This is a genomic window from Vibrio sp. 10N.261.46.A3, from assembly GCF_041472995.1.
Taxonomy (GTDB): domain Bacteria; phylum Pseudomonadota; class Gammaproteobacteria; order Enterobacterales; family Vibrionaceae; genus Vibrio; species Vibrio coralliirubri.
The window spans coordinates 66373-89690 of record NZ_JBFRRH010000082.1 but is presented as its reverse complement, the minus strand read 5'-3'; the positions used below and the strand labels follow the sequence as shown (position 1 = coordinate 89690).

Here is a 23318-nt window from a genome sequence, read left to right as displayed (position 1 = left end):
CGAATCTCGAATCTCGAATCGCTTACATGCGCTCTAGAGTGTCGATACCTAGAAGCGATAGACCTTGCTTGATCGTCTTCGCTGTTAGTGCAGCAAGCTTCAGACGGCTCTGCTTAACAGCTTCGTCTTCAGCAACTAGGATAGGGCACGCTTCGTAGAAGCTAGAGAATTGACCAGCTAGTTCGAACAGGTAGCTACACATGATGTGTGGTTGACCTTCACGAGCAACAGACTGAACTGCTTCTTCGAATTGTAGAAGTTTCGCGATAAGTGCTTTCTCTTTCTCTTCAGTGATTTTGATTTCACCTTCAAGCGAGTCCATAGAAATGCCAGCTTTAGCAAATACAGAAGCAACACGAGTGTATGCGTACTGCATGTACGGTGCTGTGTTGCCTTCAAATGCAAGCATGTTGTCCCAATCGAACACGTAGTCAGTAGTACGGTGTTTAGAAAGGTCTGCGTACTTAACCGCTGCCATAGCAACCGTGTTCGCGATCGCTTTCTTCTCGTCTTCTGCTAGTTCTGGGTTCTTAGATTCGATTAGCTGCGCTGCACGAACTTCTGCTTCATCAAGAAGATCAGCAAGACGAACAGTACCGCCTGCACGAGTCTTGAATGGCTTACCATCTTTACCTAGCATCATGCCGAACGCGTGGTGCTCAAGAGAAACAGATTCTGGGATGTAACCTGCTTTACGAACGATAGTCCAAGCTTGCATTAGGTGTTGGTGCTGACGTGAGTCGATGAAGTAAAGTACGCGGTCTGCGCCTAGTTCTTCAAAACGGTATTTTGCACAAGCGATATCTGTTGTTGTGTAAAGGAAGCCGCCGTCACGTTTCTGGATGATAACGCCCATTGGGTCGCCATCTTTGTTTTTGTATTCGTCTAGGAATACAACCTGTGCGCCGTCATCTTCTTTAGCAAGACCTTGCTCTTTTAGGTCAGCAACGATAGTTGGAAGCATGTGGTTGTACATGCTTTCGCCCATTACGTCATCACGTGTTAGAGAAACGTTTAGGCGATCGTAGTTGCGTTGGTTTTGAATCATTGTTACATCAACAAGCTTCTTCCACATCTCTGCGCAGAACTCGTCGCCGCTTTGCAGTTTAACAACGTAGCCACGTGCTTTAACTGCGAACTCTTCGTCTTCATCGTAAAGCTTTTTAGATTCACGGTAGAAGCCTTCAAGGTCAGCAAGTTCCATTGAAACTTCGCCAGACTCAGCCTGAACGCGCTCAAGGTTTGCGATAAGCATACCAAATTGAGTACCCCAGTCGCCGATGTGGTTAGCACGGATAACGTTGTGGCCTAGGAACTCAAGAGTACGAACTACCGCATCACCGATGATGGTTGAACGTAGGTGACCAACGTGCATCTCTTTCGCAACGTTTGGTGCAGAGTAATCCGCAACAATTGTTTGTGTTTCTGCTACTGCAACACCAAGGCGAGAATCAGCCAATGCTGCGTCTGCTTGTTGTGCTAGGAAAGCTTCATCTAAGAAGATGTTAAGGAAACCTGGGCCTGCGATTTCTACTTTAGAAGCGATACCGTCTAGGTTTAGAACGTCCAATACTTTTTGAGCAAATTCTCGAGGATTAGTGCCTAGTCGCTTAGCAACGCCCATAACGCCGTTTGCTTGGTAGTCACCAAATTGTGGTTTTGCAGATTGGCGAACAGCCGCAGGAGAGCCTGCAGGTGCGCCAGCGGCTTCTAGAGCCTGAGATACTTTGTCATTAATAAGTGCTTGGATATTCACACGCGTTTCCTTCAATTCAAGGATGATAAGAGTGGCTGTTATTTCGAGGTCATTAAATTGGTTAATTATGCGTCTAGTTAACGATTTAATGCCGAAATGAACAACAGACACTGTTTAAGTTCACAAAAATGGCGTTAATCATACCAATTTTGTGGGGTTTCTTATAGGTCGAATTGATAGAAAATTAACATTTCCTGAGTGGTTTTTGACAATCGACTTTTAGCAAGACGCGTTTGCATGTTTAAGGAGCGAAAAGAACATAGTTATTGAGTATTTTTTGTAAAAGCAACGCTTGTTGCAAAAGGCAAAACTGATAACATGCAGCCATTATTTGGAGAACACAGACAATGATGATGAGCCTGAAGCAAGCTGAACTAGAACCACAACAAATGATCGCCCGCCTTGATACCTTTATGGCAAAAATCGAGAACCTAGGAAATACATTGGGTTTGGATTTAAGTTTTGCTCAAGCGGATCATATTGCGCTTCGAATCAATGACACTGAGCTAGCGAAATCTGCGCATCAAGCATGGTCTGAGTACGGATCTACGATTTCAGAGGCGATGATTAATGGTCGTCCAATTGTGGTGTTGGCTTTCGATGAACCGTTGCAAAGTCTTGGCTGGAGCATTGAATGCTTAGAGCTGCCATATCCAGCTGAAGGTAAGATTTACCCAAGCCAAGATTGGGAACATGTAGAGTTTGTGATTCCTTCTCACGCCCAAACGGCTGATGAGTACTTAGCGGATCTTAAAGAAACTTACCCGCAGTTCGCTGCTAACTTTGAAACGCTGGCTGAGAAAGGCGTTAAGATCAAACTCTCTAGCCCGAAAGGTGAGGGTGAACGCTTGAATAACCCAACAGTGGCTTTTAAACATCAAGGGATTTGCATCAAGCTGCACCCACACTCACTTAAGCGTATTGTCGAATCAGAACAGGCTTAATTTGAATAGAGAGTTGCTAGAAAAAGATTCCTGATCTCGCTCAGGCTCGTCGGAATGACGGAGTGTTCGATGGTGTTTACCAGAGTTTATCTTTGGGTACTGACAGGCTGAGTATTCGAGGGCCTATGTTAGAGCTTATAGCTAGAAGATTCGTCACCGAGTTCGTCATTCCCGATAGCGATGAAGGAGCGTAATTGGGAATCTCGTAAAGCGAGTCTGATCATCAGATACAAAAAAACGCGCGATGGGTTAACCCTGTTGCGCGTTTTTTTCTGGGTTCTAACTGGAAGTCTTACCGGAAATCGTTCTCCCACTTACAGAATCACAGTCTTGTTACCGTAAACAAACACATGATCATTGATCACCTTGTTTAGCGCCTTACTTAATACATTCTTCTCTACGTCACGACCGGCTTGTGCCATGTCTTTCGCGCTGAAGTTATGATCCACAGGGATAACATCTTGCTTAATGATTGGGCCTTCATCCAAATCATTCGTCACAAAGTGTGCCGTTGCGCCAATGATCTTCACGCCGCGCTCGTACGCTTGTTGGTATGGCTTCGCGCCAATAAATGCTGGCAAGAAGCTGTGGTGGATATTGATGATCTTGTGGTTGTACTTTTCAACAAACCCTGGAGTCAGCACTCGCATGTACTTAGCCAAAACAAGGTAATCCGCCTCGTATTGGTCAATCACTTCTAGCATCTTCTTCTCATGCTCTTCACGGTTTAGCCCTTCGTGAGAAACATGGTGGTAAGGGATGTCAAAACGCTCGGTTAGGCTTTGTAGAATGTCGTAGTTACCGACAACGGCCGCGATTTCAACGTCTAAGCTGCCATCGAAGTTCTTCATTAGAATATCGCCAAGGCAGTGTGCTTCTTTGGTCACGAGTATCACAACACGCTTGCGAGATGAATCAACAAGCTTACGTTTCGTGTTTTCTGGCAGGGCTTGGTCTAAATCGGCAAGCAAGGTTTCGTCATTGAAATAGCCTTCAAGCTCGGTGCGCATAAAGAAGTGGCCACTTGTGTTATCTACGAACTCATTGTTGTGAATAATATTGAGTTGGTGCTTATAACAAATGTTGGTGATCTTAGAGATGAGGCCCGGGGCATCAGTACAATGTGTTAGTAAAGTTTTTCTTTCCATTTGCATCTTACTTCCATGAAATATTTTTATTCTTCAAATTAAATGCAGGCCGTCGAACGGTGAACTGAGCCGCAATATCACCGTTATAATTAATCTATTATCAAGTTGGTTTCAACAAATTCTGCTGCTCATTTATCGCTTTGATAAATTGTTTGATATAGAAATATCAGTTTTTAGATAGAAAAACAGGCAGAAGCTTCATTTTTAAAAGTTTTGACCGTAGTACGCATTTGAACTTCAACCGAGGCATTTATGCCTTGGCCAAAAATAGAGGTGATACTTATGGATAAAGAGTTACTAGCCAAAAAACTGTACTGTAAGCGAGTGAATTCATTGGCAAGAGGTACCGAGTTAGATGGTCATGTTCTAGATGAAATGTGGGAAAGTAAGACCTCACCAACCGATGCAGCGAAAGCCATACAGCCCGATGATAACCATTTTGAAGGTGCCCCTTGGCTGTCACGTTATCTCAGTCGAAAATAAAAACGATTCTCTAATTCCTACTTCTTCAGTTCTTACCTTCAAGGTAACTTAAGTCACGTCAAACTAAACCAAACACCTCCGGTGCGAAGTCATTCTTGATTCGCGCCGGCTCACTAAACCTGCCATAATTCGCCTTCTATTTTTCTAAACATCGTACTCTATGATATCTAAAACGTTTTCTGCTGATGGTGCTCTGGGTAAAGCGATCCCCGGGTTTCAACCACGACAAGCTCAGCTAGACATGGCTGAAGCGGTTTCACAAGCTATTGAGAAACAGAGCCAATTAGTTGTTGAAGCAGGAACGGGTACCGGTAAGACCTTTGCTTACTTAGTGCCAGCGCTGCTGAGTGGTAAGAAAACCATCATTAGTACGGGGTCTAAAAACCTTCAAGAACAGCTGTTTCACCGAGATTTACCCTTGATGGTCGATGCGCTTGGCTTTTATGGTCAGGTTGCGTTACTCAAAGGGCGTTCAAACTATTTGTGTTTGGACAGGCTCAGCCGTCAAATGATCGAGAGTCATGGCGCTCATACCGACCCAACGCTACTGGCTCAGTTAGTCAAAGTGCGTAGTTGGTCGTCATCCACACAAACGGGTGATTTGGGCGATTGTGATGATATCGCCGAAGACAGCCCAGTTATCCCGACTATTACCTCGACTAATGACAATTGCTTAGGCAAAGAGTGCCCAAGCTACACTGATTGCTTCGTGCTTAAGGCGCGTAAAAAAGCGATGGACTCTGATGTTGTTGTTGTTAACCACCACTTGTTCTTAGCGGATTTAGCGATTAAAGAGACCGGATTTGGTGAGCTGATTCCTGAAGCCGATGTATTTATTTTCGATGAAGCGCATCAACTTCCCGATATTGCCAGCCAATACTTCGGGCAATCGGTTTCCAGTCGACAGATCCAAGAGTTAGCCAAAGACATTGAAATCGCTTACCGAACTGAAGCCAAAGACATGCGTCAGCTGCAGAAAGTAGGGGATAGGCTCGTTCAATCGTCAGCCGATCTGCGTATTGTGCTTGGTGATACCGGCTTTCGTGGTAACTGGCGCGAAGCCTTAAAATCTGAGTCGATTGCACGAGAACTTGTTCGTCTACAAGATGCGCTGCAACTGGCCGTCGATGTATTGAAGCTAGCATTGGGTCGAAGCCAACTGTTAGACACGGCTTTCGAACGTGCAAACATGATTAAGTCACGCATTGAACGTGTGTGCGATGTGTCGATTACGGGATACTCCTATTGGTATGACACAACACCAAGGCAATTCGCTTTGCACATCACACCATTGTCAGTCGCAGATAAATTCCACGAACAGATTGAACTGAAGCCGGGCGCTTGGGTGTTTACCTCGGCAACCTTGGCGGTGTCAGATGATTTTGACCACTTTACCTCTCGACTGGGCTTAAAGCCGTCGGCTCAGTTTTCACTGCCGAGCCCATTTGATTATCCGAATCAGGCACGTTTATGTGTGCCTCGCTATCTTCCAGAACCGAACAGCCCTGGGTTGGCGGATAAGCTAGTTCGAATGCTGACTCCTGTGATCGAGCAAAACCAAGGCCGCTGTTTCTTCTTGTGTACTTCACACAGCATGATGAAAGAGTTGGGCGAGCGATTCCGAGAAACCCTCACGGTTCCCGTTCTATTGCAAGGTGAAACAAGTAAGCAAAAAACCTTAGCCGAGTTCATGGAATTGGGTAACGCATTGCTCGTAGCGACAGGCGCTTTTTGGGAAGGGATAGATGTTAGGGGCGATGCATTAAGCTGTGTTATCATCGATAAATTGCCCTTTACGGCCCCTGATGACCCTTTACTTAAGGCTCGAATCGAGGACTGTAAGCTAAAAGGGGGTGATCCTTTTGCACAAGTACAGTTGCCAGACGCTGTGATTACCTTGAAACAAGGTGTCGGCCGATTGATACGTGATAAGCGCGATAATGGCGCTTTGATTATTTGCGATAACCGATTGGTGACTCGCGATTACGGTGGCATATTTTTGGCGAGTTTACCGCCTATCCCACGTACCCGTGACTTAGGGGTCATTAAAGAATTCTTAGCTAAAGACCATTCAACCGCTGCTGATTAATTGGCATTGTTGAATTTAGCCATTATTTTTAGATTAGATAACAGATATTTGAGACACAAATGAGCGTGAAAATTCTTGCAGTAGATACCGCAACTGAAAACTGTTCAGTTGCATTAGTAATGGGTGACCAGGTGTTCGCACGTAGCGAAGAGGCTCCTCGAGACCATACGAAAAAAATTCTACCTATGGTGGATGAAGTACTGAAAGAAGCGAATGTCGCTTTAACCGATATCGATGCTATCGCGTTTGGCCAAGGCCCAGGCAGTTTCACGGGTGTACGTATTGGTATTGGTATTGCTCAAGGCTTAGCTTTTGGTGCGGATTTACCGATGATCGGTGTCTCTACACTGGCAGCGATGGCGCAAGGCAGCTACCGTAAATTTGGTGAAACTCATGTTGCGACAGCGATTGATGCGCGTATGAGCGAAGTGTATTGGGCTCGTTACAGCCGCGAACAAGATGGTCGTTGGACTGCGGTTGATGCCGAATGTGTAACGCCACCAAGTGAACTGGCTGCGCAGTTAGAAGCAGATTCTGAAACATGGGCGAAAGTCGGTACCGGCTGGGAAGCTTATGCCGAGCATATGGATACACTTGCGATCAACACCAAAGCGTGTGAAGTGCTATTCCCAGAAGCTCAAGATATGGCGTTCCTTGCTCAATTCGCTTATGCAGAAGGTAAAGCGGTTGCAGCAGAAGAGTCTGAGCCAGTTTATCTTCGTGACAAAGTGACTTGGAAGAAACTGCCAGGTCGCGAATAATTTTTACAAGGTTCTGATGCAAATTAGGTCTAAATGCGTATTATTTAGATTTGAGAGGGCAGATATTTAGTCATGGTATCAATTAACAACTTACCTCCTTCTTCGATAGGCAATACGTCTAAACCGAATCGAATTAAAAAGAAGGAGCAGGCAAAAAAATCTGATGCTAGCACTGCGGTTGGGCAACCGACTAAGGTGGCTAATGCTGTTTCTCACTCTATTCGTCAAGTTAAAGAGTCTGAACTGCACAAGGCTCAAATCCAGTATGATCTTCCAGAAGGCCGAGGACGTAAGGCTATGGAAGAATATATGGATGTAATGAATCAGGCGAAGAAAGAAGAACTTGCAAAGCTTATCGGTGTCGATATCTACATCTAGAGCTTCTTATTAATGCCTGTTTAAGGACCAGAACCATGTCTAACTATCTCTCTAAATTACGCTTAATAGCCTTTTCTCTTGGTGTCTTGGTACTTGCCGGGTGTTCATCACTTCCTAGCGAGCTTGAAGCAAAATCAGAGCCTGTGATTAGCGATTACCAACAATGGGTCGACCAACTACCGGACGCGAAAAGTGTTCGATTAGGTGGTGTGATATCTAAAGTGACCAACTTGAAAGACAGGACTCGAATCGAAGTCGCTAATATGCCGATTTCGAGTAGCGGTAAGCCTGATCTAGACGCAGAGCCAAGCGGACGTTTTGTTGGTTATATTGAAGGGTACGTTGAGCCTCTAAGTTTTGCTGAAGGTCGTCTGATTACGTTAGTAGGCCAGTCAAGCGGAAGTGAAGATGGAAAAATAGGGGAATACCCTTACACCTTCCCTGTAATGAAAGTGGATAACCAACGACTGTGGAACATTACTGAGCGCGTTGTTGTTAACGATTTTGCACCAACCTACTACTCGTGCAGAAGTTTACATTGCCGCAGCTTTCAAACGATGCCAAGACAAGGCCGAGTGATACAGGACGTAGAGTAATTAACTTTTTAGACGTTGATTACGCAAACAGATGGAACTAAATGTTTGATGATTGAAAAGTCATACTCCCTTGCGAGTGGGACGCTTGCAACACAACAGATTGGCAACCCACAAACGACCGCAACGACGGTCGTTTTTATTCATGGGTGGTTGGACAATTCGTCCAGTTTTAATCAGGTTATGCAGCAAGTCGCCAAGTTTGCTCCCAATACTCACCTTGTTGCTATCGATCTCTTCGGACACGGCTTCTCGTCGCACAAATCGGGAAGTTACTACCCATTTCATGATTATATTGATGACTTGCATCAGTTGGTGACTAAATTATCGCCAAACAGACTGGTACTGGTAGGACATTCACTTGGTGCATTGATAGCAAGTTGCTATAGTGCCGCCTTTCCTGAAAAGGTGTCAGGATTAATTCAAATTGAAGGTCACGGACCTCTTTCTGAAGCTCCCCACGAAACAGTCTCTCGCTTGAGGGATGGGGTACTCAGTCGTCTTCGACAGCGAAGAAAGCCTTCACGTCCTCTGGCAAGCCTTGAGGATGCTATTAAGCTGAGAGCTCACGCCAACCAAATTAATGCTGAATTAATCGCTCCTATTGTTGAGCGAGGTATTGTCGAGTTCGAGAACTCTTGGCAATGGCGATGCGACCCTAATCTAAAATGTGACTCGTTATATCGAATGTCACAGGCGCACGCTGAAGCGATTATGGCGGCTATTGAATGCCCTCAATTAATAATCCTAGGGAATGATGGATTCCGACATTTGCAGCATAATCGCTACAAATCAGTGCATAGTCCTCTGAAAATAGAGACTGTTCCTGGTGGACATCATTGTCATTTAGAGAGCCCAGAGCTAGTTTCAGAGCTAATTCTTGGTGTAGTTAACAAAATTTAAACAAGTGTTTGAGCCTTTTAGTGCTCATGCACTAAAGCTGTGCTGTAATACCGCAATGATAAAAAGCGGCGAAGCAGTCGTCAGCTGATAAACGAGGAGTAACATCGTGGATAAACCTTGGCTTTCACGTTATCCAAGTGACGTACCAGAAACGATCAACCCAGATCAGTACCCATCTCTTGTAGAAATGTTTGAACAGTCGGTACAGAAGTACGCGGACCAACCTGCATTCGAGAACATGGGCTCGATTATGACATTCCGTAAGCTTGAAGAGCGCAGCCGTGCTTTTGCCGCTTACCTGCAGAATGACTTGAAACTGAAGAAGGGCGATCGCGTCGCGCTAATGATGCCAAACCTACTGCAATACCCAATTGCACTATTTGGTGTATTGCGTGCCGGTATGATTGCAGTGAACGTCAACCCACTGTACACACCTCGTGAGCTTGAACATCAACTGAACGATTCTGGTGCTAAGGCGATTGTTATCGTATCTAACTTTGCGAGCACTTTAGAGAAAGTTGTTGATAACACACCGGTGAAACACGTTGTTCTAACCAGCCTAGGGCAAATGCTGCCACGCGCGAAAGGGACAATTGTCGACTTCGTAGTGAAATACGTAAAAGGCATGGTGCCTAAGTATGATCTACCGGGTGCTATCTCATTCAGAAAAGCGCTGCACAAAGGCCGTCGTCTTCAATATGTGAAGCCGTTCATGGCGGGTGATGATATCGCGTTTCTACAGTACACCGGTGGTACTACGGGTGTAGCGAAGGGCGCAATTTTAACGCACCGCAATATGATTGCGAACGTACTGCAAGCGAAAGGGGCTTACGGTCCTGTTCTGCAAGAAGGCCGCGAGTTGGTTGTAACGGCACTACCGCTTTACCACGTATTTGCACTGACGGTGAACTGCTTACTGTTTGTTGAGATGGGTGGTCGTAACCTTCTAATTACTAACCCTCGTGACATTCCTGGCTTTATTAAAGAGCTGCAAAAGGTTCCGTTTACCGCAATTACCGGCGTAAACACCTTGTTTAACGCACTAGTTAATAACGAAGATTTCCACGAGTTGGATTTCAGTAACCTACGCCTATCTGTTGGCGGCGGCATGGCGGTTCAACGCGCTGTTGCTGAGCAATGGAAGAAAGCGACTGGCATTCACCTATTAGAAGGCTATGGCTTAACCGAGTGCTCACCACTGGTAACAGGTAACCCATACGACCTTAAAGACTACACAGGTGCTATTGGCCTACCTGTACCATCGACAGAAGTTCGTATTGTTGATGATGAAGGCAAGGTTATTGCTAATGACCAAGTAGGCGAGCTACAAGTTCGTGGTCCTCAAGTGATGCAAGGCTACTGGCAGCGCCCTGAAGCGACCAAAGAAGTGATCGATCAAGACGGTTGGTTATCGACAGGTGACATCGTTAAGTTTGATGACGAAGGCTTGTTGTACATCGTTGACCGTAAGAAAGACATGATTCTTGTATCAGGCTTCAACGTTTACCCGAACGAGATTGAAGACGTTGTGGCTCTGCACGGCAAAGTGCTTGAAGTAGCAGCTATCGGTCAACCTCATGAAGTGTCTGGTGAGCTGGTTAAGATTTACGTGGTTAAGCGTGACCCTAGCCTGACCAAAGAAGACATTATCGCGCACTGTCGTGAGCACCTAACGGGTTACAAGATCCCTAAATTAGTCGAGTTCAGAGATGATCTTCCAAAGACTAACGTAGGTAAGATCTTACGCCGCGTACTGCGTGAAGAAAACGATGCAGAACTTGCGAAACGCGCTAGCGAATAATTAGCTCGTTTACGAGAAAGTACTGCACCACAACCATCGAGGCGCTTAATCTAAGCGAGCGCTGAAAAATGGTGTTAGAATGCCGACAGTTAATGTCGGCATTTTTGTATCCGGCGATCAAATAGAAACCTGTGAGAGTTTTTGTGGATTATCAAATCATTACCCAATTGAAAGACCTTGAGCGAGTTTGCCAACAAGCACGTGAAGCCGATGTCGTTATGCTTGATACGGAGTTTGTTCGTACAAGAACCTATTACCCTCAATTAGGCTTAATTCAGTTATTTGATGGTGAAACGCTGTCACTGATTGACCCTATTGCTCTTGGTGAAATGACACCATTTGTTGGATTGTTGAAAGACGCCTCTGTTCTGAAAGTGCTGCATGCTTGCGGTGAAGATTTGGAAGTGTTCCAAAACGCATTTGGTTGTACACCAACCCCAATGGTTGATACCCAGATCATGGCAGCTTTCTTAGGTCATGGTTTATCAACGGGCTTTGCTGCTCTGGTTTCAGAGTTTGTCGGTGTCGATCTCGATAAGAGTGAATCTCGTACCGACTGGCTGGCGCGTCCGCTTTCTCAAAAGCAATTGGACTACGCAGCGGCAGACGTGCATTACCTAATGCCAATGTACAACAAGCTTCTAGAAAAAGTGATGGAAGCTGGTTGGTGGGAAGCGGCTCAGCAAGAGTCTGATTTACAAGTTGCCAAGCGCATCCGTAAAGTAAACCCAGATACCGCCTACCTTGATATTAAAGGGGCGTGGCAGCTTAAACCTAAGCAGCTAGCGATCTTACGACCTCTAGCAACTTGGCGTCTAAAAGAAGCAATCAAGCGCGACTTGGCGCTGAACTTTGTCTTCAAAGAGCAAGACTTATGGGCTGTGGCGCGTTTTGCGATGAAAGATCCTAAGCACATGGAGCAAGAAGGTTTCGATTACCGCTCTGTGCGTCGCCATGGTGCGAAGATCAGCTCAATTGTTAAGTTAGCTGAACATACACCAGAAGAAGAGTACCCAGCACCAGTAGAACGTCTAATGGACTTCCCTGGCTACAAGCAACTCTTCAAAGTGCTGAAAGATGAAGTGAAAACAGCATCACAACACAGCGGTTTGGCGACGGAATTCTTGGCATCTAAGAAGCAACTTAACCAAGTGTTAAGCTGGGTGTGGAAGCACGATCGTAACCCAGAGAAGCTGCCTGATGTTATGCAAGGCTGGCGTTTAGATGTGGTTGGCGAAAAGCTGAATAAAGCGATCAAATAACCGCTTGCTGCTTTAAAGCCTAACTTAGTTACAGTTATAAACTGCACATACAAAAAAGAGAGCCTAGGCTCTCTTTTTTTATTCAATCAATACAAGCAAGTGTATTACCTGCCAATCTTGTTCAGAAAGATTATCGATCTTCTTCTGGAAGCTTAACATTCAACTCTAACACTGAGATGTCGTCATCTTTGTGTTCAAAAGTCAGATCAACCATTGATGGATCAACCTCAACGTACTTGGCAATACACTTCAAGATGTCTTCTTTTAGTTGCGGCAGGTAAGACGGCGCTGGGTCGTCATGGCTGCGTCGCTCTGCAACAATGATCTGCAAACGTTCTTTGGCTAGGTTTGCGGTTGTCTTTTTCTGTGGTCTAAAAAACTCTAATAATGACATTGTGCATTAGCCCCCGAACAGTCGTTTGAAGATGCCTTTCTTCTGTTCCGTTAAGAAGCGGAAGTCAACTTGGCTACCCAGTAGTCGCTCTACAGTATCATTGTAAGCCATACCTGCGTCGGTTGCTTCGTCAAAGATAACTGGAACACCCTTGTTCGATGCGTTCAGTACCGCTTGGCTCTCTGGAATTACACCCAGTAGAGAGATGTGCAGGATTTCTTCAACGTCTTCCACACTGAGCATCTCACCTTGAGTTACACGTGCTGGATTGTAGCGAGTCAGTAGAAGGTGTGTTTTCACGGGTTCTAAGCCGTCTTCTGAACGACGAGATTTAGAGTCAAGAATACCTAGAATACGGTCTGAATCACGTACTGAAGAGACTTCTGGGTTCGTGGTTACAATCGCTTCATCAGCGAAGTACAACGCCATCAGAGCGCCTTGTTCGATACCCGCAGGAGAATCACAGATGATGAAATCAAAGCCCATTTCATCCAGTTCATCAAAGACACGACGAACACCATCTTTTGTTAGTGCGTCTTTATCACGAGTTTGAGAAGCAGGAAGAATGAACAGGTTCTCTGTGCGCTTGTCTTTTATCATCGCTTGGTTCAGCGTTGCTTCACCATTGATAACGTTAACGAAGTCGTACACAACACGACGCTCACAACCCATGATTAAATCTAGGTTACGCAGACCGATATCAAAGTCGATAACTGCGGTTTTCTTTCCTTTTAAAGCCAGACCCGAGGCAATAGCTGCACTGGAGGTCGTTTTGCCTACCCCGCCTTTACCTGACGTTACAACGATAATGCGTGCCATTCTGTTTTCCTTTTATTTCTCTTATATTGCGAGGACATCAACGTGTAATACATCGTTTGCCATACTGAACATGGTTTTCTTCTGCCAGTACTCGCTTTCAATTTGATCGCTGAGCCAGTAATTTCCAGCAATGGAAACCAGCTCGGCTTGTAAGTCATTACAAATTATTTTTGCTTCAGTTTGACCACTTGCACCCGCAATCGCACGGCCGCGTAAAGTGCCATGAATATGGATGCTGCCATCGGCAATCACTTCTGCGCCTGCACTCACATGGCTGAGTATCAATAGATCGCCATCTTTCGCATAAACCTGCTGACCAGAACGAATAGGGGTTCTAATCACTTTGATTGGTGCCATCTTCGCTGGAGCTTGAGACGGCGACTTGCTTGCCGTCATCACCGCAAAACCGGCTTCTTTAGCGAGGTTTTGCATTCGCTTATCAGAACAGCCAGCCACACCAACCGGGATCATGCCCGCTTGAGATATACCATTTTTAAGTTGCACAAAATCGATATCGCCCGCGACTTTACTGATGTTGATAACAACAGGTGCGGCAGCGAAAAACGTAGGTGCTTGGTCTACTTTCTCTTGAAGAAAAGAGACTGCATTTTCGACTTGATCATCGGATAAGTGCAAAACAGATAGCGTAAAGCTGCTACCTTTTAGATCTGGGTTACTAGACATCGAAAAACTACAGGACCTCAATAGCGGATTGGTACAATTTCTTTATCAATAAAATAAAGGGCATTGCCTGAAACTAGGTTTATCATGTTATATTCCCAAACCAAGCACAGCAAGTAATCTTGTTGTCAAATGGACGTTTTGTTCCCAATATTTCCCTAACATAAACTATTGATCTCGCAAGTGAGAGTTTTGTAGTCATAATCAATTAAAAGGTTTGTCATGCTGTGTTCTATATATAAAAGCTCAAAGAAAGAAGGAACATACCTTTATATCCCTAAGAAGGATGATTTTTCACAAGTTCCTGACGCATTGATGCAAATGTTTGGTAAACCTAGTTTTGTAATGGTAATTAAAATGGATGGCCGTAAACTGGCTCAAGTAAACATCGAAAAAGTGAAAGAATCACTGAATACCGATGGTTTCTTTTTGCAGGTTCCACCACCACCAGTTAACGAACTTGAGCTTCATAAAGAGCGTAAAGCCCAACAGAAATCTCAAGACGAAGAGTGATAGCCACCTCAATTCAAGGAGGAGTGATCGTTGAGTAAATTTTCGAAAACCATATTGGCTGTGTCGGCATTACTATTGGGTAATAGCCTGACCATAAGTTCAGTACAAGCTGAAGAACTGAGCTTCGAGCAATATGTAGAAAAACTAAAACAACAAGGCCGTGAAGAAGGCATCTCTGAAGCGATCATTGATGAAGCCTTTGATGGTGTAACGTTTAAGCCAAGAGCGGTAAAAGCCGACAAAAACCAACCTGAGAAAAAACTGACTCTGGATGAATACATTCCACGAGCGGTTCCAGATTGGAAAGTGAAGCAAGCAAGGTCACTCTACAAGGAGCATTACACCGCGTTAAAGCGTATTGGTGATGAATATGGTGTTCAACCAAGATTCATTGTCGCGCTATGGGGCGTTGAGAGTAATTTTGGTAAGTTCACGGGCAATTACAGCGTTATCGACGCCCTAACTACCATGGCTTATGAAGGACGCCGAGAAGCTTTCTTCCGTAGCGAAGCGATGGCGGCATTGAAGATTCTTGATCAAGGCCATATTGCACCAAAAGAGATGAAAGGCTCTTGGGCTGGTGCGATGGGTCAACCTCAGTTTATGCCAAGCTCATTCTTAGCTTACGCCGCTGATGGCAGTGGTGATGGCAAGAAAGACATTTGGGGCACTGAAGAAGACGTATTTGCTTCGGCGGCCAATTATCTCAGCCAATCAGGGTGGGATGACAAATATACTTGGGGTCGTCAGGTTCATGTTCCGTCAACTGTGTCGATCGATTTACAAGGTCGAGACGAAGACAAAGCGAAATACTTAAAAGAGTGGTCTGAACTCGGTATTAAACGCTATGACGATCGCCCACTGCCAACGCTTGATGAAGACATTAAAGCTTGGTTGATAATGCCAGATGACGAAGTGGGTCGTTCGTACCTCATTTACAACAACTACAATGTGTTAATGAAGTGGAATCGTTCTTACTACTTTGCTTTGGCAGTAAGCCATCTAGCCGACAGAATTAAGTTTGATTAACAGACCTAAGTCGCTTTGAATAGCATTTGGCCTACCATAGGCAGAACGAACTAAAGGACTCTTCGGAGTCCTTTTTGATTTTATATTTCAGAGATTTAATAAGGTGATCTTGTGCTAACAGATAGAGCTGCACAGATGGTGATATTCCATGCGCTAATCAAGCACGAAGGCTTTACCAGTGCTGCAAAAAGCTTGAACGTTTCGGTGTCTCATATCAGTAAGCAAGTCGCTTTGCTTGAAGACTCAATCGGCATCAAGCTGGTGCAACGAACCACACGAAGCCTCACGTTGACGGAAGCGGGAGACGTGTTCTATCAACATTGTGAGCAGTTGTTTAACACGGTAAAAGCGGCTCAGATGGATATGGACAGCCAGCGCGATGATATCTCTGGAATCTTGCGCGTCGGGTTGTCGCAGTCATTTGGCACACTGCATATCATTCCGGCGATTGATCAACTCAGACAGCTCTACCCACAGTTGAGAATCGAGGTCCACTTGTTCGACTATAAGGTGGACATGATTGAAGAGCGCTTGGATCTCTGGATCACCAATAATGAAGACCTGCCTGAAGGTTACATTGCGCAGCGATTGGCCGACAGCCAGTTTGTGGTGGCTGCGTCACCGGATTATCTGATTAAGGCCGGGACGCCACATATACCTTCCGATTTGATTGACCATAACTGTCTTATCTATCGCAGCCGTGAACGAGATTACACATCGTGGGCGTTTGACAACGGGCAAGAAAACCTCAGCGTCAAAGTCGCGGGCGATTACTCAGTCGATTTGGCTGAGGCAGTACGAGACGCGGCAGTATCAGGGTGGGGCGTTGCTTATTTGGCGACTTACTTAGTGAAAGAAGAGTTTAGAACGGGCAAGTTGATTCAAGTATTGCCAGAGTGGAGAGCCAGTCAGTTGATGCCATTTTATGCTGTTTACCCGAGCCGAAAGAACATGCCGAAGAAGCTTTCAGCTGTGATTGAGTTCATTAAAGATCATATCGGCTCGCCGACGTATTGGGACAAAAACCTCAAAACGTGCGTTGAACTGCATCGCTAACTGTTTCCTAATCTATAAATATAATTTCCATATGGAAAAAGTACGCTTTTTAATCAAAGTTAATTATTAAAATTCAATAACTTAATTATAATCATAGTTAAATCGTGATTACCCCAACATCACGTTAACAACCTTAGCTTGCCGCAAACGATTTCCTCTATAGAATGCGTCGCCTTTCCTATCTACAACTTTTAGGTTGACGCACATGGCTTCCCTACTTGGAATTATCACTATTTTAGTTGCCGCTTGGTTACTATCTACGGACAGAAAAAATATTCCACTAAGAACAGTCTCTTTGGCTTTCTTATTACAAATCTCATTCGCGCTATTGGTTCTTTATGTACCGATGGGTAAAGAAGCGTTGAATGCAGCCACGGGTGCGGTATCTAGCTTGATCAACTACGGTCAAGAGGGGATTAACTTCCTATTTGGTGGCCTAACGAATAACGGATTTGTTTTCGCGATTAATGTTCTTGGCATCATTATCTTTTTCTCTGCACTGATTTCAGGCTTGTACCACATCGGCTTTATGCCAAAGGTGATCAACCTTATTGGTGGTGCGCTACAGAAGATCTTGGGCACAGGTCGTGCGGAATCACTGTCTGCGACTGCCAATATCTTTGTCGGCATGATTGAAGCGCCATTGGTGGTTAAACCTTACTTAAAGCACATGACGGATTCACAACTGTTTGCTGTGATGGTGTGTGGTTTGGCTTCTGTCGCTGGTGGTACGTTAGTGGGTTATGCATCGCTTGGCGTTGACCTAAACTACTTGATCGCTGCGGCATTCATGTCTGCACCAGCCGGTCTATTGATGGCTAAAATCTTAGTACCTGGCAGCCCAGATGACGCTCAAGAAAATATTGAGTCTGATGTAGAAATTCCACGAGCAACAAACGTAGTTGAGGCAATGGCAGATGGGGCTATGTCTGGACTTCGTATTGCCGTTGCAGTGGGTGCAACACTTCTTGCCTTTATCAGTGTGATTGCAATGCTGAATGGCTTGCTAGGTATCGTTGGCGGCTGGTTTGGCGTAAACCTTAGCTTCGAACTTATCCTAGGCTATGTGTTTGCACCCGTTGCATGGCTGATCGGTGTACCGTGGTCTGAGGCTGTGGTTGCGGGCTCATTGATCGGTAACAAGATTGTCGTGAACGAGTTCGTGGCTTTCATCCAACTAATGGATGCTAAAGAGGCGCTAAGTGAGCACTCACAAGCGATCGTAACTTTTGCTCTATGTGGCTTTGCTAACATCTCTACCATGGCGATTCTTATCGGTGGTTTGGGCAGCTTAGTTCCAGAGCGTCGCTCTTTCATCTCACAATACGGCTTCAAAGCAATTTGTGCAGGTGTGTTTGCTAACCTAATGAGTGCCGCTATTGCTGGTGTTGTACTTTCTCTATAGCTAACTGACCATGACTTTACTCCCCCTATAGTAAAGTGACTGATTAATCACAATAATATTCGGTTAGCGTGAAAAAGAGAGCCTATAGTGTAAGAACGTAGGCTTTCTTATTTCATTGAATAGTTTGTACCACAGGGTGTGGTGCAAACCTTTTAGGGGCACAAATGGATTTGTCGATTACTTCTTCTTTGGCGTTAATTGGACTCTTGTCTTTAGCTTGTCAGCTACTCGGTTGGCGTTTACGTCTTCCCGCTATTCTTCCTCTCCTTATCGTTGGCCTGTTGTTAGGTCCCGGCCTGAATATCCTAAATCCCGATGCCATTTTTGGTGATGTGCTGTTTCCTATGATCTCCTTAGGTGTTGCCATCATCTTGTTTGAAGGGGCATTGACCCTAAATTTCAAAGAAATCAGAGGCCATGGCCGGATGGTGACTCACCTCGTGAGTTTCGGCATGTTGATAACATGGGCGTGTATCGTAGTGGGTGCTTACTACTTTGTGGACTTCAGTTGGCCGTTAGCCGCTCTATTTGGGGCATTAGTCGTGGTAACTGGCCCTACGGTAATCGTACCCATGCTTCGCAGTATTCAGCCTAAATCTTCCTTAGGCAGTATCTTGCGATGGGAAGGGATAGTGATTGATCCGATTGGGGCTCTGTTTGCGGTTCTCGTCTACGAGTACATCGTTTCTTCTGCCGACCCTACCGGACACGTTCTATCAGCTCTGGGCCTGACGTTAGTCATAGGTCTAGGCTTAGGGATCATCGGAGGCCATTTGATTGCCAAGATGCTGCAAGGGCATTGGGTTCCGCACTATTTGCGTAATGTGGCTGTGTTGACGCTAATGTTGGCGGCGTTTTCGTTTTCCAATGATCTGAGTGAAGAGTCCGGTTTATTAACCGTGACCATCATGGGGATCTGGCTTGCCAACGTGAAGGGCTTGGACATCGAAGACATCATCGAATTCAAAGAAACCCTAACCGTGTTGCTTATTTCTGCGTTGTTTATTCTATTAGCGAGCAGGCTCGACTCCGGAACCTTCCTCTCGATAGGTTGGGGTGGGGTTGGCTTGTTAGCGGTAGTGATGCTGGTGGCGCGTCCTTTGAGTGTGTGGATCAGCGGGATCGGCACGGATCTTACCTCTGCGGATAAGTGGTTTTTGAGCTGGATGGCACCGCGCGGGATCGTTGCAGCCGCGGTTTCTTCTCTGTTTGCAATCAAGCTTCAAGAAAAACAATTAATTGAAGGCGCAGACCTTCTGGTGCCAATGGTGTTCTTGGTCATCATCGGTACGGTTGTGATTCAGAGCCTTACCGCGAGTTGGTGGGCGAGAAGGCTAGGTGTGACTCAAGAGAAGGCACAAGGCGTTATCTTCTTTGGTGCGACTCAGTTTTCACGCCAGTTTGCCAAAGTGTTGGCGACACACAACATCAACAGTGTGCTTGCGGATACCAACTGGGAAAGCATTCGCTTGGCGCGTATGGAAAACTTGAATGTTTATTTTGGTAACCCGGCTTCGAGCCACGCTGAAAATAATCTGGAATTGGATGGAATAGGGCGTGCGATGATCGTGTCGCCTTATCGTCAAACCAATCCGTTAGTTAGCATGCACTATCAAGACGAGTTTGGTGAGAATAAGGTGTTTGAGCTTGAATCTTCAGAGAATAAACATGAAAGGCACCAAGTGAGTCGCGATGGCAATAGAAGTCTGTTTTCGGAAGGGATTACCTATTCTAAGCTTAACTCACTGATGGCTCAGGGTAGCCAAATTAAAAGTACAGGTTTGACCGAGGCATTTGATTTAAACGAGTTTAACGCTTTGTATCCTAAAGCCATTCCTCTTGGGGTGATTACTGGCGGTGATTTCCGTTTAATTACACAAGGATCTGAGTTGGAAAAGCTCATATCAACGGAGTGTGAGCTTATTAGTTTATTACCGCCTTCTGAACAGGGGGAAAAAGTCGAGACTCCAGATAAGTAGCAACGAGCACTTCATCAAAAGCGAGTCGCCTTGTTTCAAAAACGAATAGCTAAGTATCAAAGCATCAAAAAAGCCGCAACGTTCATCACGTTGCGGCTTTCTAATTCTATTTATATACGCTGCGGATTACTTCGAGTGAAATTGCTCACAAGCGATCATGGTGTTCTCGATTAGGCTCGCAACCGTCATTGGACCAACACCACCCGGTACAGGTGTGATGAAGCTTGCGCTTTCTTTCGCTACGTCGTATTCAACGTCGCCCACTAGTTTGCCAGATTCCAAACGGTTGATACCAACATCGACCACAACAGCGCCTTTCTTAATCCAAGCGCCAGGAATGAAGTTAGGCTTACCAACGGCAACTACAACAACGTCTGCTTGACGTACGTGGCCTTCAAGGTCTTTGGTGAAGCGGTGACATGTTGTCGTCGTACAACCTGCTAGAAGAAGCTCTAGCGTCATTGGGCGACCTACGATGTTTGATGCGCCAACCACAACCGCGTGTTTACCACGTAAGTCGATGTTGTAACGGTCAAGCAGCGTGATGATGCCTTTTGGTGTACAAGAGCGAAGCTTAGGCATGCGCTGAGCCAAACGGCCGACATTGTAAGGGTGGAAGCCATCAACGTCTTTCTCTGGTGTGATACGCTCAAGAACGTGAGTGCTATCAATGCCAGCTGGTAGAGGCAGTTGAACAAGAATACCGTCGATCTCTGGATCGTCGTTCAGTTGGTCTACCAGTGTTAACAATTCGTCTTCTGTCGCAGTGGCTGGCAAGTCGTAAGATTTAGATACGAAGCCAACTTCTTCACACGCTTTACGCTTACTTCCAACGTAAACCTGAGAAGCAGGGTCTTCACCCACTAAAACAACCGCTAGGCCCGGAGCGCGTAATCCAGCTTCAGTACGAGCTTTTACACGTGCAGCAACTTCGGAGCGAACCGTTTGAGAAATTAGCTTTCCATCAATATTTTGAGCAGTCATGAATTTCCTTAGTATTGATATTCAAGTTAGTGGCTGATGTTTTTGGCGCATTATTCCAGAAAATCTTTTTGATTACCATCAAGCAAACGTTTGCTTTGGTCTATTTTCCAACACTTATATGTTTGTTGGCCTTTTTTTACCCACTTAGATCAGAATGTTACATAAAGCCGTTGCTTTACTGATTCGAATTCGTATAATTCGTTCCTGTAGCGCGCCCTTAGCTCAGCTGGATAGAGCACCTCCCTTCTAAGGAGGTGGTCGAAGGTTCGAATCCTTCAGGGCGTGCCATTATTTAAAGAAACCCGATAACTCTCCGAGTTGTCGGGTTTTTTGCATTTAAGGGCAATCTAATCTTCTTTGTCTTTGTGGCTTCGCTTGTCTGCGTATCTGTTGGCTTATGTTAAACAGCCACGACCTCTGGAATAAATCGAAGGCCTAACATCGTGCACCCATCTTCTAAATAACTGTCCGTCACCACGTCGAAACCGAATTTACCATAGTAGTCTTTAAGGTGTGCTTGTGCCGAAATGAAAATTGAGCAGTCAGGATAAATCTTTCGAGTTGCATCAAAACTCACCTGCATGAGTTGGTTACCTATTTGTTTGCCTCGATAGTCCTTCGCAACAATCACTCGTCCGATACAAACATCGTTGGCGTCTGAATCGAGAAGGGGAAGAACATCGGTTGGATACCCAAGTTTCTGACCCATAATTCGACTGTAAGCCACTAGGCGTTCGTTCTCATAGCCCATGACGTGATAAGTCTCTGGATGGTTATCTTTGCCATCCAAATCGCTGTAGGGCGTGTTCATATCCACGATAAAAATATCAACTCTTTGCTGCAAGAAATCATAGAGCTCTTGAACAGACAGATCTGCGAACTTTTTAACTCTCCACTCAATCATTATTCTTCTCCTTATTATTGTGGGCTACAACATAGAGAGTATTTAAAGTGACTTCATTAACCTTTGTTAATTGGACAATGTTACTGGTGAAAACGGCCACTTCAGAGCGACGCTCATTTCCCCTCGTCATTCATTTCATTCGGCTCATGTAATAGAAAGTTAAAATTGTTCGTTTTTTGGGGTTTACATCATTTGGTAATAAAGCCACTATGAATTCACGAAGAATAGACAAGTAAAGCTATTAGCCAGTCGGTTTAGGAATCAAACCTTCTGCTCAATAGCTGATTTAGAGGAAGTAATGGCAGGAAACAGTATCGGACAACATTTCCGCGTGACCACGTTCGGAGAAAGTCACGGTATCGCACTAGGATGTATCGTAGATGGGTGCCCACCAGGATTAGAAATTACCGAAGCAGACCTTCAAAGAGATTTGGATCGTCGTCGCCCTGGTACTTCTCGCTATACAACGGCTCGCCGTGAAGCGGATGAAGTGAAAATCTTATCAGGTGTATTTGAAGGCCAAACTACGGGCACTTCTATTGGTCTATTGATTGAAAATACAGACCAACGCTCTAAAGACTATTCCGAAATTAAAGACAAGTTCCGCCCAGGCCACGCTGACTATACGTACCATCAAAAGTACGGTGTGCGTGATTACCGTGGTGGTGGTCGTTCTTCAGCTCGTGAAACTGCAATGCGTGTAGCGGCAGGTGCAATTGCGAAGAAATACCTAAAACAAGAATTTGGTGTTGAGATCCAAGCTTACCTTTCTCAAATGGGTGATATCTCAATTGATAAAGTGGATTGGAACGAGATTGAAAACAACGCTTTCTTCTGCCCAGATGCCGACAAAGTACCGGAATTTGATCAATTGATTCGTGACTTGCTAAAAGAAGGCAACTCGATCGGTGCGAAGATTCAAGTGGTTGCGACTAAAGTGCCTGTAGGCCTTGGTGAGCCAATCTTTGATCGTCTAGATGCAGACATCGCGCACGCTCTAATGAGCATCAATGCGGTGAAAGGTGTTGAGATTGGTGATGGCTTTGATGTGGTTAATCAACGCGGTAGTGAACACCGTGACCCATTAACTCCGGAAGGTTTCAGCAGCAACCACGCTGGCGGTATCTTAGGTGGTATTTCTACTGGCCAAGATATTGTGGCAAGCATTGCGCTTAAACCAACATCAAGCATTACCGTTCCTGGTGACACGATCACTAAAGACGGTGAAGCAACGCAGTTAATCACTAAAGGTCGTCATGACCCATGTGTAGGTATCCGTGCTGTGCCGATCGCAGAAGCGATGTTAGCGATTGTATTGCTTGATCACTTGCTACGTCACCGTGGTCAAAACTTTGGTGTGACCACTGAAACGCCAAAAATCTAGTTCTGCTTCGTTTAATTCAGAACAGATTTGAAACTGATTTGATAAAAACAAA

Annotated in this window: 22 protein-coding genes and 1 tRNA gene; 16 read left to right on the top strand and 7 right to left on the bottom strand. The window is 45.2% G+C overall.

What is annotated here, in order from left to right; genetic code table 11:
* Positions 1–22 precede the first annotated feature (22 nt).
* Positions 23–1756 (bottom strand): arginine--tRNA ligase, encoded by a 1734-nt coding sequence (gene argS / locus AB4484_RS19260; RefSeq protein ID WP_017063415.1) that lies wholly within the window; start codon positions 1754–1756, stop codon positions 23–25.
* A 347-nt stretch (positions 1757–2103) separates the two neighbouring features.
* Between argS and AB4484_RS19255 the strand changes: the two genes are divergently transcribed.
* Positions 2104–2700, top strand: coding sequence for a VOC family protein (locus tag AB4484_RS19255; RefSeq protein WP_372079840.1), 597 nt, complete (start codon positions 2104–2106; stop codon positions 2698–2700).
* A 314-nt stretch (positions 2701–3014) separates the two neighbouring features.
* Here AB4484_RS19255 and purU read toward each other — a convergent pair whose 3' ends face one another.
* Positions 3015–3848 carry a formyltetrahydrofolate deformylase gene (gene purU, locus AB4484_RS19250; RefSeq protein ID WP_048611587.1) on the bottom strand — a complete coding sequence of 278 codons (834 nt, stop codon included), beginning with the start codon at positions 3846–3848 and terminating at the stop codon, positions 3015–3017.
* Positions 3849–4130: 282 nt separating this feature from the next.
* On the opposite strand from purU, the gene AB4484_RS19245 reads away from it, so the two are divergent.
* The 8 genes from AB4484_RS19245 to rnd all read left to right on the top strand — a co-directional run bounded on the left by AB4484_RS19245 (position 4131) and on the right by rnd (position 12118).
* A complete protein-coding gene (locus tag AB4484_RS19245; RefSeq protein WP_050052396.1) occupies positions 4131–4331 on the top strand; it encodes a hypothetical protein in 201 nt (66 codons plus the stop codon).
* A 160-nt stretch (positions 4332–4491) separates the two neighbouring features.
* Positions 4492–6420, top strand: coding sequence for an ATP-dependent DNA helicase (locus AB4484_RS19240; RefSeq protein ID WP_372079837.1), 1929 nt, complete (start codon positions 4492–4494; stop codon positions 6418–6420).
* Between the two features lie 59 nt (positions 6421–6479).
* Entirely contained in the window at positions 6480–7181 is a 702-nt protein-coding gene (gene tsaB / locus AB4484_RS19235) for a tRNA (adenosine(37)-N6)-threonylcarbamoyltransferase complex dimerization subunit type 1 TsaB (RefSeq protein WP_372079835.1), read from the top strand.
* Positions 7182–7253: 72 nt separating this feature from the next.
* Positions 7254–7559 (top strand): hypothetical protein, encoded by a 306-nt coding sequence (locus tag AB4484_RS19230; protein ID WP_048610433.1) that lies wholly within the window; start codon positions 7254–7256, stop codon positions 7557–7559.
* 35 nt (positions 7560–7594) lie between these two features.
* Entirely contained in the window at positions 7595–8155 is a 561-nt protein-coding gene (locus tag AB4484_RS19225) for a Slp family lipoprotein (RefSeq protein WP_050647371.1), read from the top strand.
* A 48-nt stretch (positions 8156–8203) separates the two neighbouring features.
* Complete coding sequence (locus AB4484_RS19220; protein WP_372079844.1) at positions 8204–9055, top strand: alpha/beta fold hydrolase; 852 nt, start codon at positions 8204–8206, stop codon at positions 9053–9055.
* Positions 9056–9161: 106 nt separating this feature from the next.
* Positions 9162–10856 (top strand): long-chain-fatty-acid--CoA ligase FadD, encoded by a 1695-nt coding sequence (gene fadD / locus AB4484_RS19215; RefSeq protein ID WP_017062375.1) that lies wholly within the window; start codon positions 9162–9164, stop codon positions 10854–10856.
* 143 nt (positions 10857–10999) lie between these two features.
* Entirely contained in the window at positions 11000–12118 is a 1119-nt protein-coding gene (gene rnd, locus AB4484_RS19210) for a ribonuclease D (protein WP_050643042.1), read from the top strand.
* A 130-nt stretch (positions 12119–12248) separates the two neighbouring features.
* On the opposite strand, the gene minE is transcribed toward rnd, so the two are convergent.
* From minE to minC, 3 genes are read right to left on the bottom strand one after another with little or no spacing between them, the layout of a single operon-like run.
* On the bottom strand, positions 12249–12512 hold the full coding sequence (gene minE / locus AB4484_RS19205) for a cell division topological specificity factor MinE (RefSeq protein WP_010436847.1): 264 nt from the start codon (positions 12510–12512) through the stop codon (positions 12249–12251).
* A 6-nt stretch (positions 12513–12518) separates the two neighbouring features.
* The gene (gene minD, locus AB4484_RS19200; protein WP_009848498.1) at positions 12519–13331 is read right to left on the bottom strand and encodes a septum site-determining protein MinD; all 813 of its coding nucleotides are present in this window, start codon (positions 13329–13331) and stop codon (positions 12519–12521) included.
* Between the two features lie 21 nt (positions 13332–13352).
* A complete protein-coding gene (gene minC / locus AB4484_RS19195) occupies positions 13353–14015 on the bottom strand; it encodes a septum site-determining protein MinC (RefSeq protein WP_017063419.1) in 663 nt (220 codons plus the stop codon).
* Positions 14016–14234: 219 nt separating this feature from the next.
* On the opposite strand from minC, the gene AB4484_RS19190 reads away from it, so the two are divergent.
* From AB4484_RS19190 to AB4484_RS19170, 5 genes are all read left to right on the top strand, one after another.
* Entirely contained in the window at positions 14235–14525 is a 291-nt protein-coding gene (locus AB4484_RS19190; protein ID WP_017062372.1) for a YcgL domain-containing protein, read from the top strand.
* Between the two features lie 30 nt (positions 14526–14555).
* Positions 14556–15554 (top strand): lytic transglycosylase domain-containing protein, encoded by a 999-nt coding sequence (locus AB4484_RS19185; RefSeq protein WP_372079832.1) that lies wholly within the window; start codon positions 14556–14558, stop codon positions 15552–15554.
* A gap of 135 nt (positions 15555–15689) precedes the next feature.
* Positions 15690–16610: a LysR family transcriptional regulator gene (locus AB4484_RS19180; RefSeq protein ID WP_082154823.1), complete on the top strand. Its 921-nt coding sequence runs from the start codon at positions 15690–15692 to the stop codon at positions 16608–16610.
* Between the two features lie 205 nt (positions 16611–16815).
* Positions 16816–18015, top strand: a complete 1200-nt coding sequence (locus AB4484_RS19175) for a NupC/NupG family nucleoside CNT transporter (RefSeq protein ID WP_372079830.1) — start codon at positions 16816–16818, stop codon at positions 18013–18015.
* Between the two features lie 164 nt (positions 18016–18179).
* Complete coding sequence (locus AB4484_RS19170) at positions 18180–19994, top strand: cation:proton antiporter (protein WP_372079828.1); 1815 nt, start codon at positions 18180–18182, stop codon at positions 19992–19994.
* A 126-nt stretch (positions 19995–20120) separates the two neighbouring features.
* Here AB4484_RS19170 and folD read toward each other — a convergent pair whose 3' ends face one another.
* Positions 20121–20978, bottom strand: a complete 858-nt coding sequence (gene folD / locus AB4484_RS19165; protein WP_017062367.1) for a bifunctional methylenetetrahydrofolate dehydrogenase/methenyltetrahydrofolate cyclohydrolase FolD — start codon at positions 20976–20978, stop codon at positions 20121–20123.
* A 211-nt stretch (positions 20979–21189) separates the two neighbouring features.
* Here folD and AB4484_RS19160 point away from each other — a divergent pair.
* Positions 21190–21266: transfer RNA gene (locus AB4484_RS19160), tRNA-Arg, on the top strand.
* 112 nt (positions 21267–21378) lie between these two features.
* On the opposite strand, the gene AB4484_RS19155 is transcribed toward AB4484_RS19160, so the two are convergent.
* Positions 21379–21882 carry a GNAT family N-acetyltransferase gene (locus tag AB4484_RS19155; protein ID WP_372079826.1) on the bottom strand — a complete coding sequence of 168 codons (504 nt, stop codon included), beginning with the start codon at positions 21880–21882 and terminating at the stop codon, positions 21379–21381.
* A 298-nt stretch (positions 21883–22180) separates the two neighbouring features.
* Between AB4484_RS19155 and aroC the strand changes: the two genes are divergently transcribed.
* The gene (gene aroC / locus AB4484_RS19150; RefSeq protein WP_004734182.1) at positions 22181–23266 is read left to right on the top strand and encodes a chorismate synthase; all 1086 of its coding nucleotides are present in this window, start codon (positions 22181–22183) and stop codon (positions 23264–23266) included.
* Positions 23267–23318: the final 52 nt, after the last annotated feature.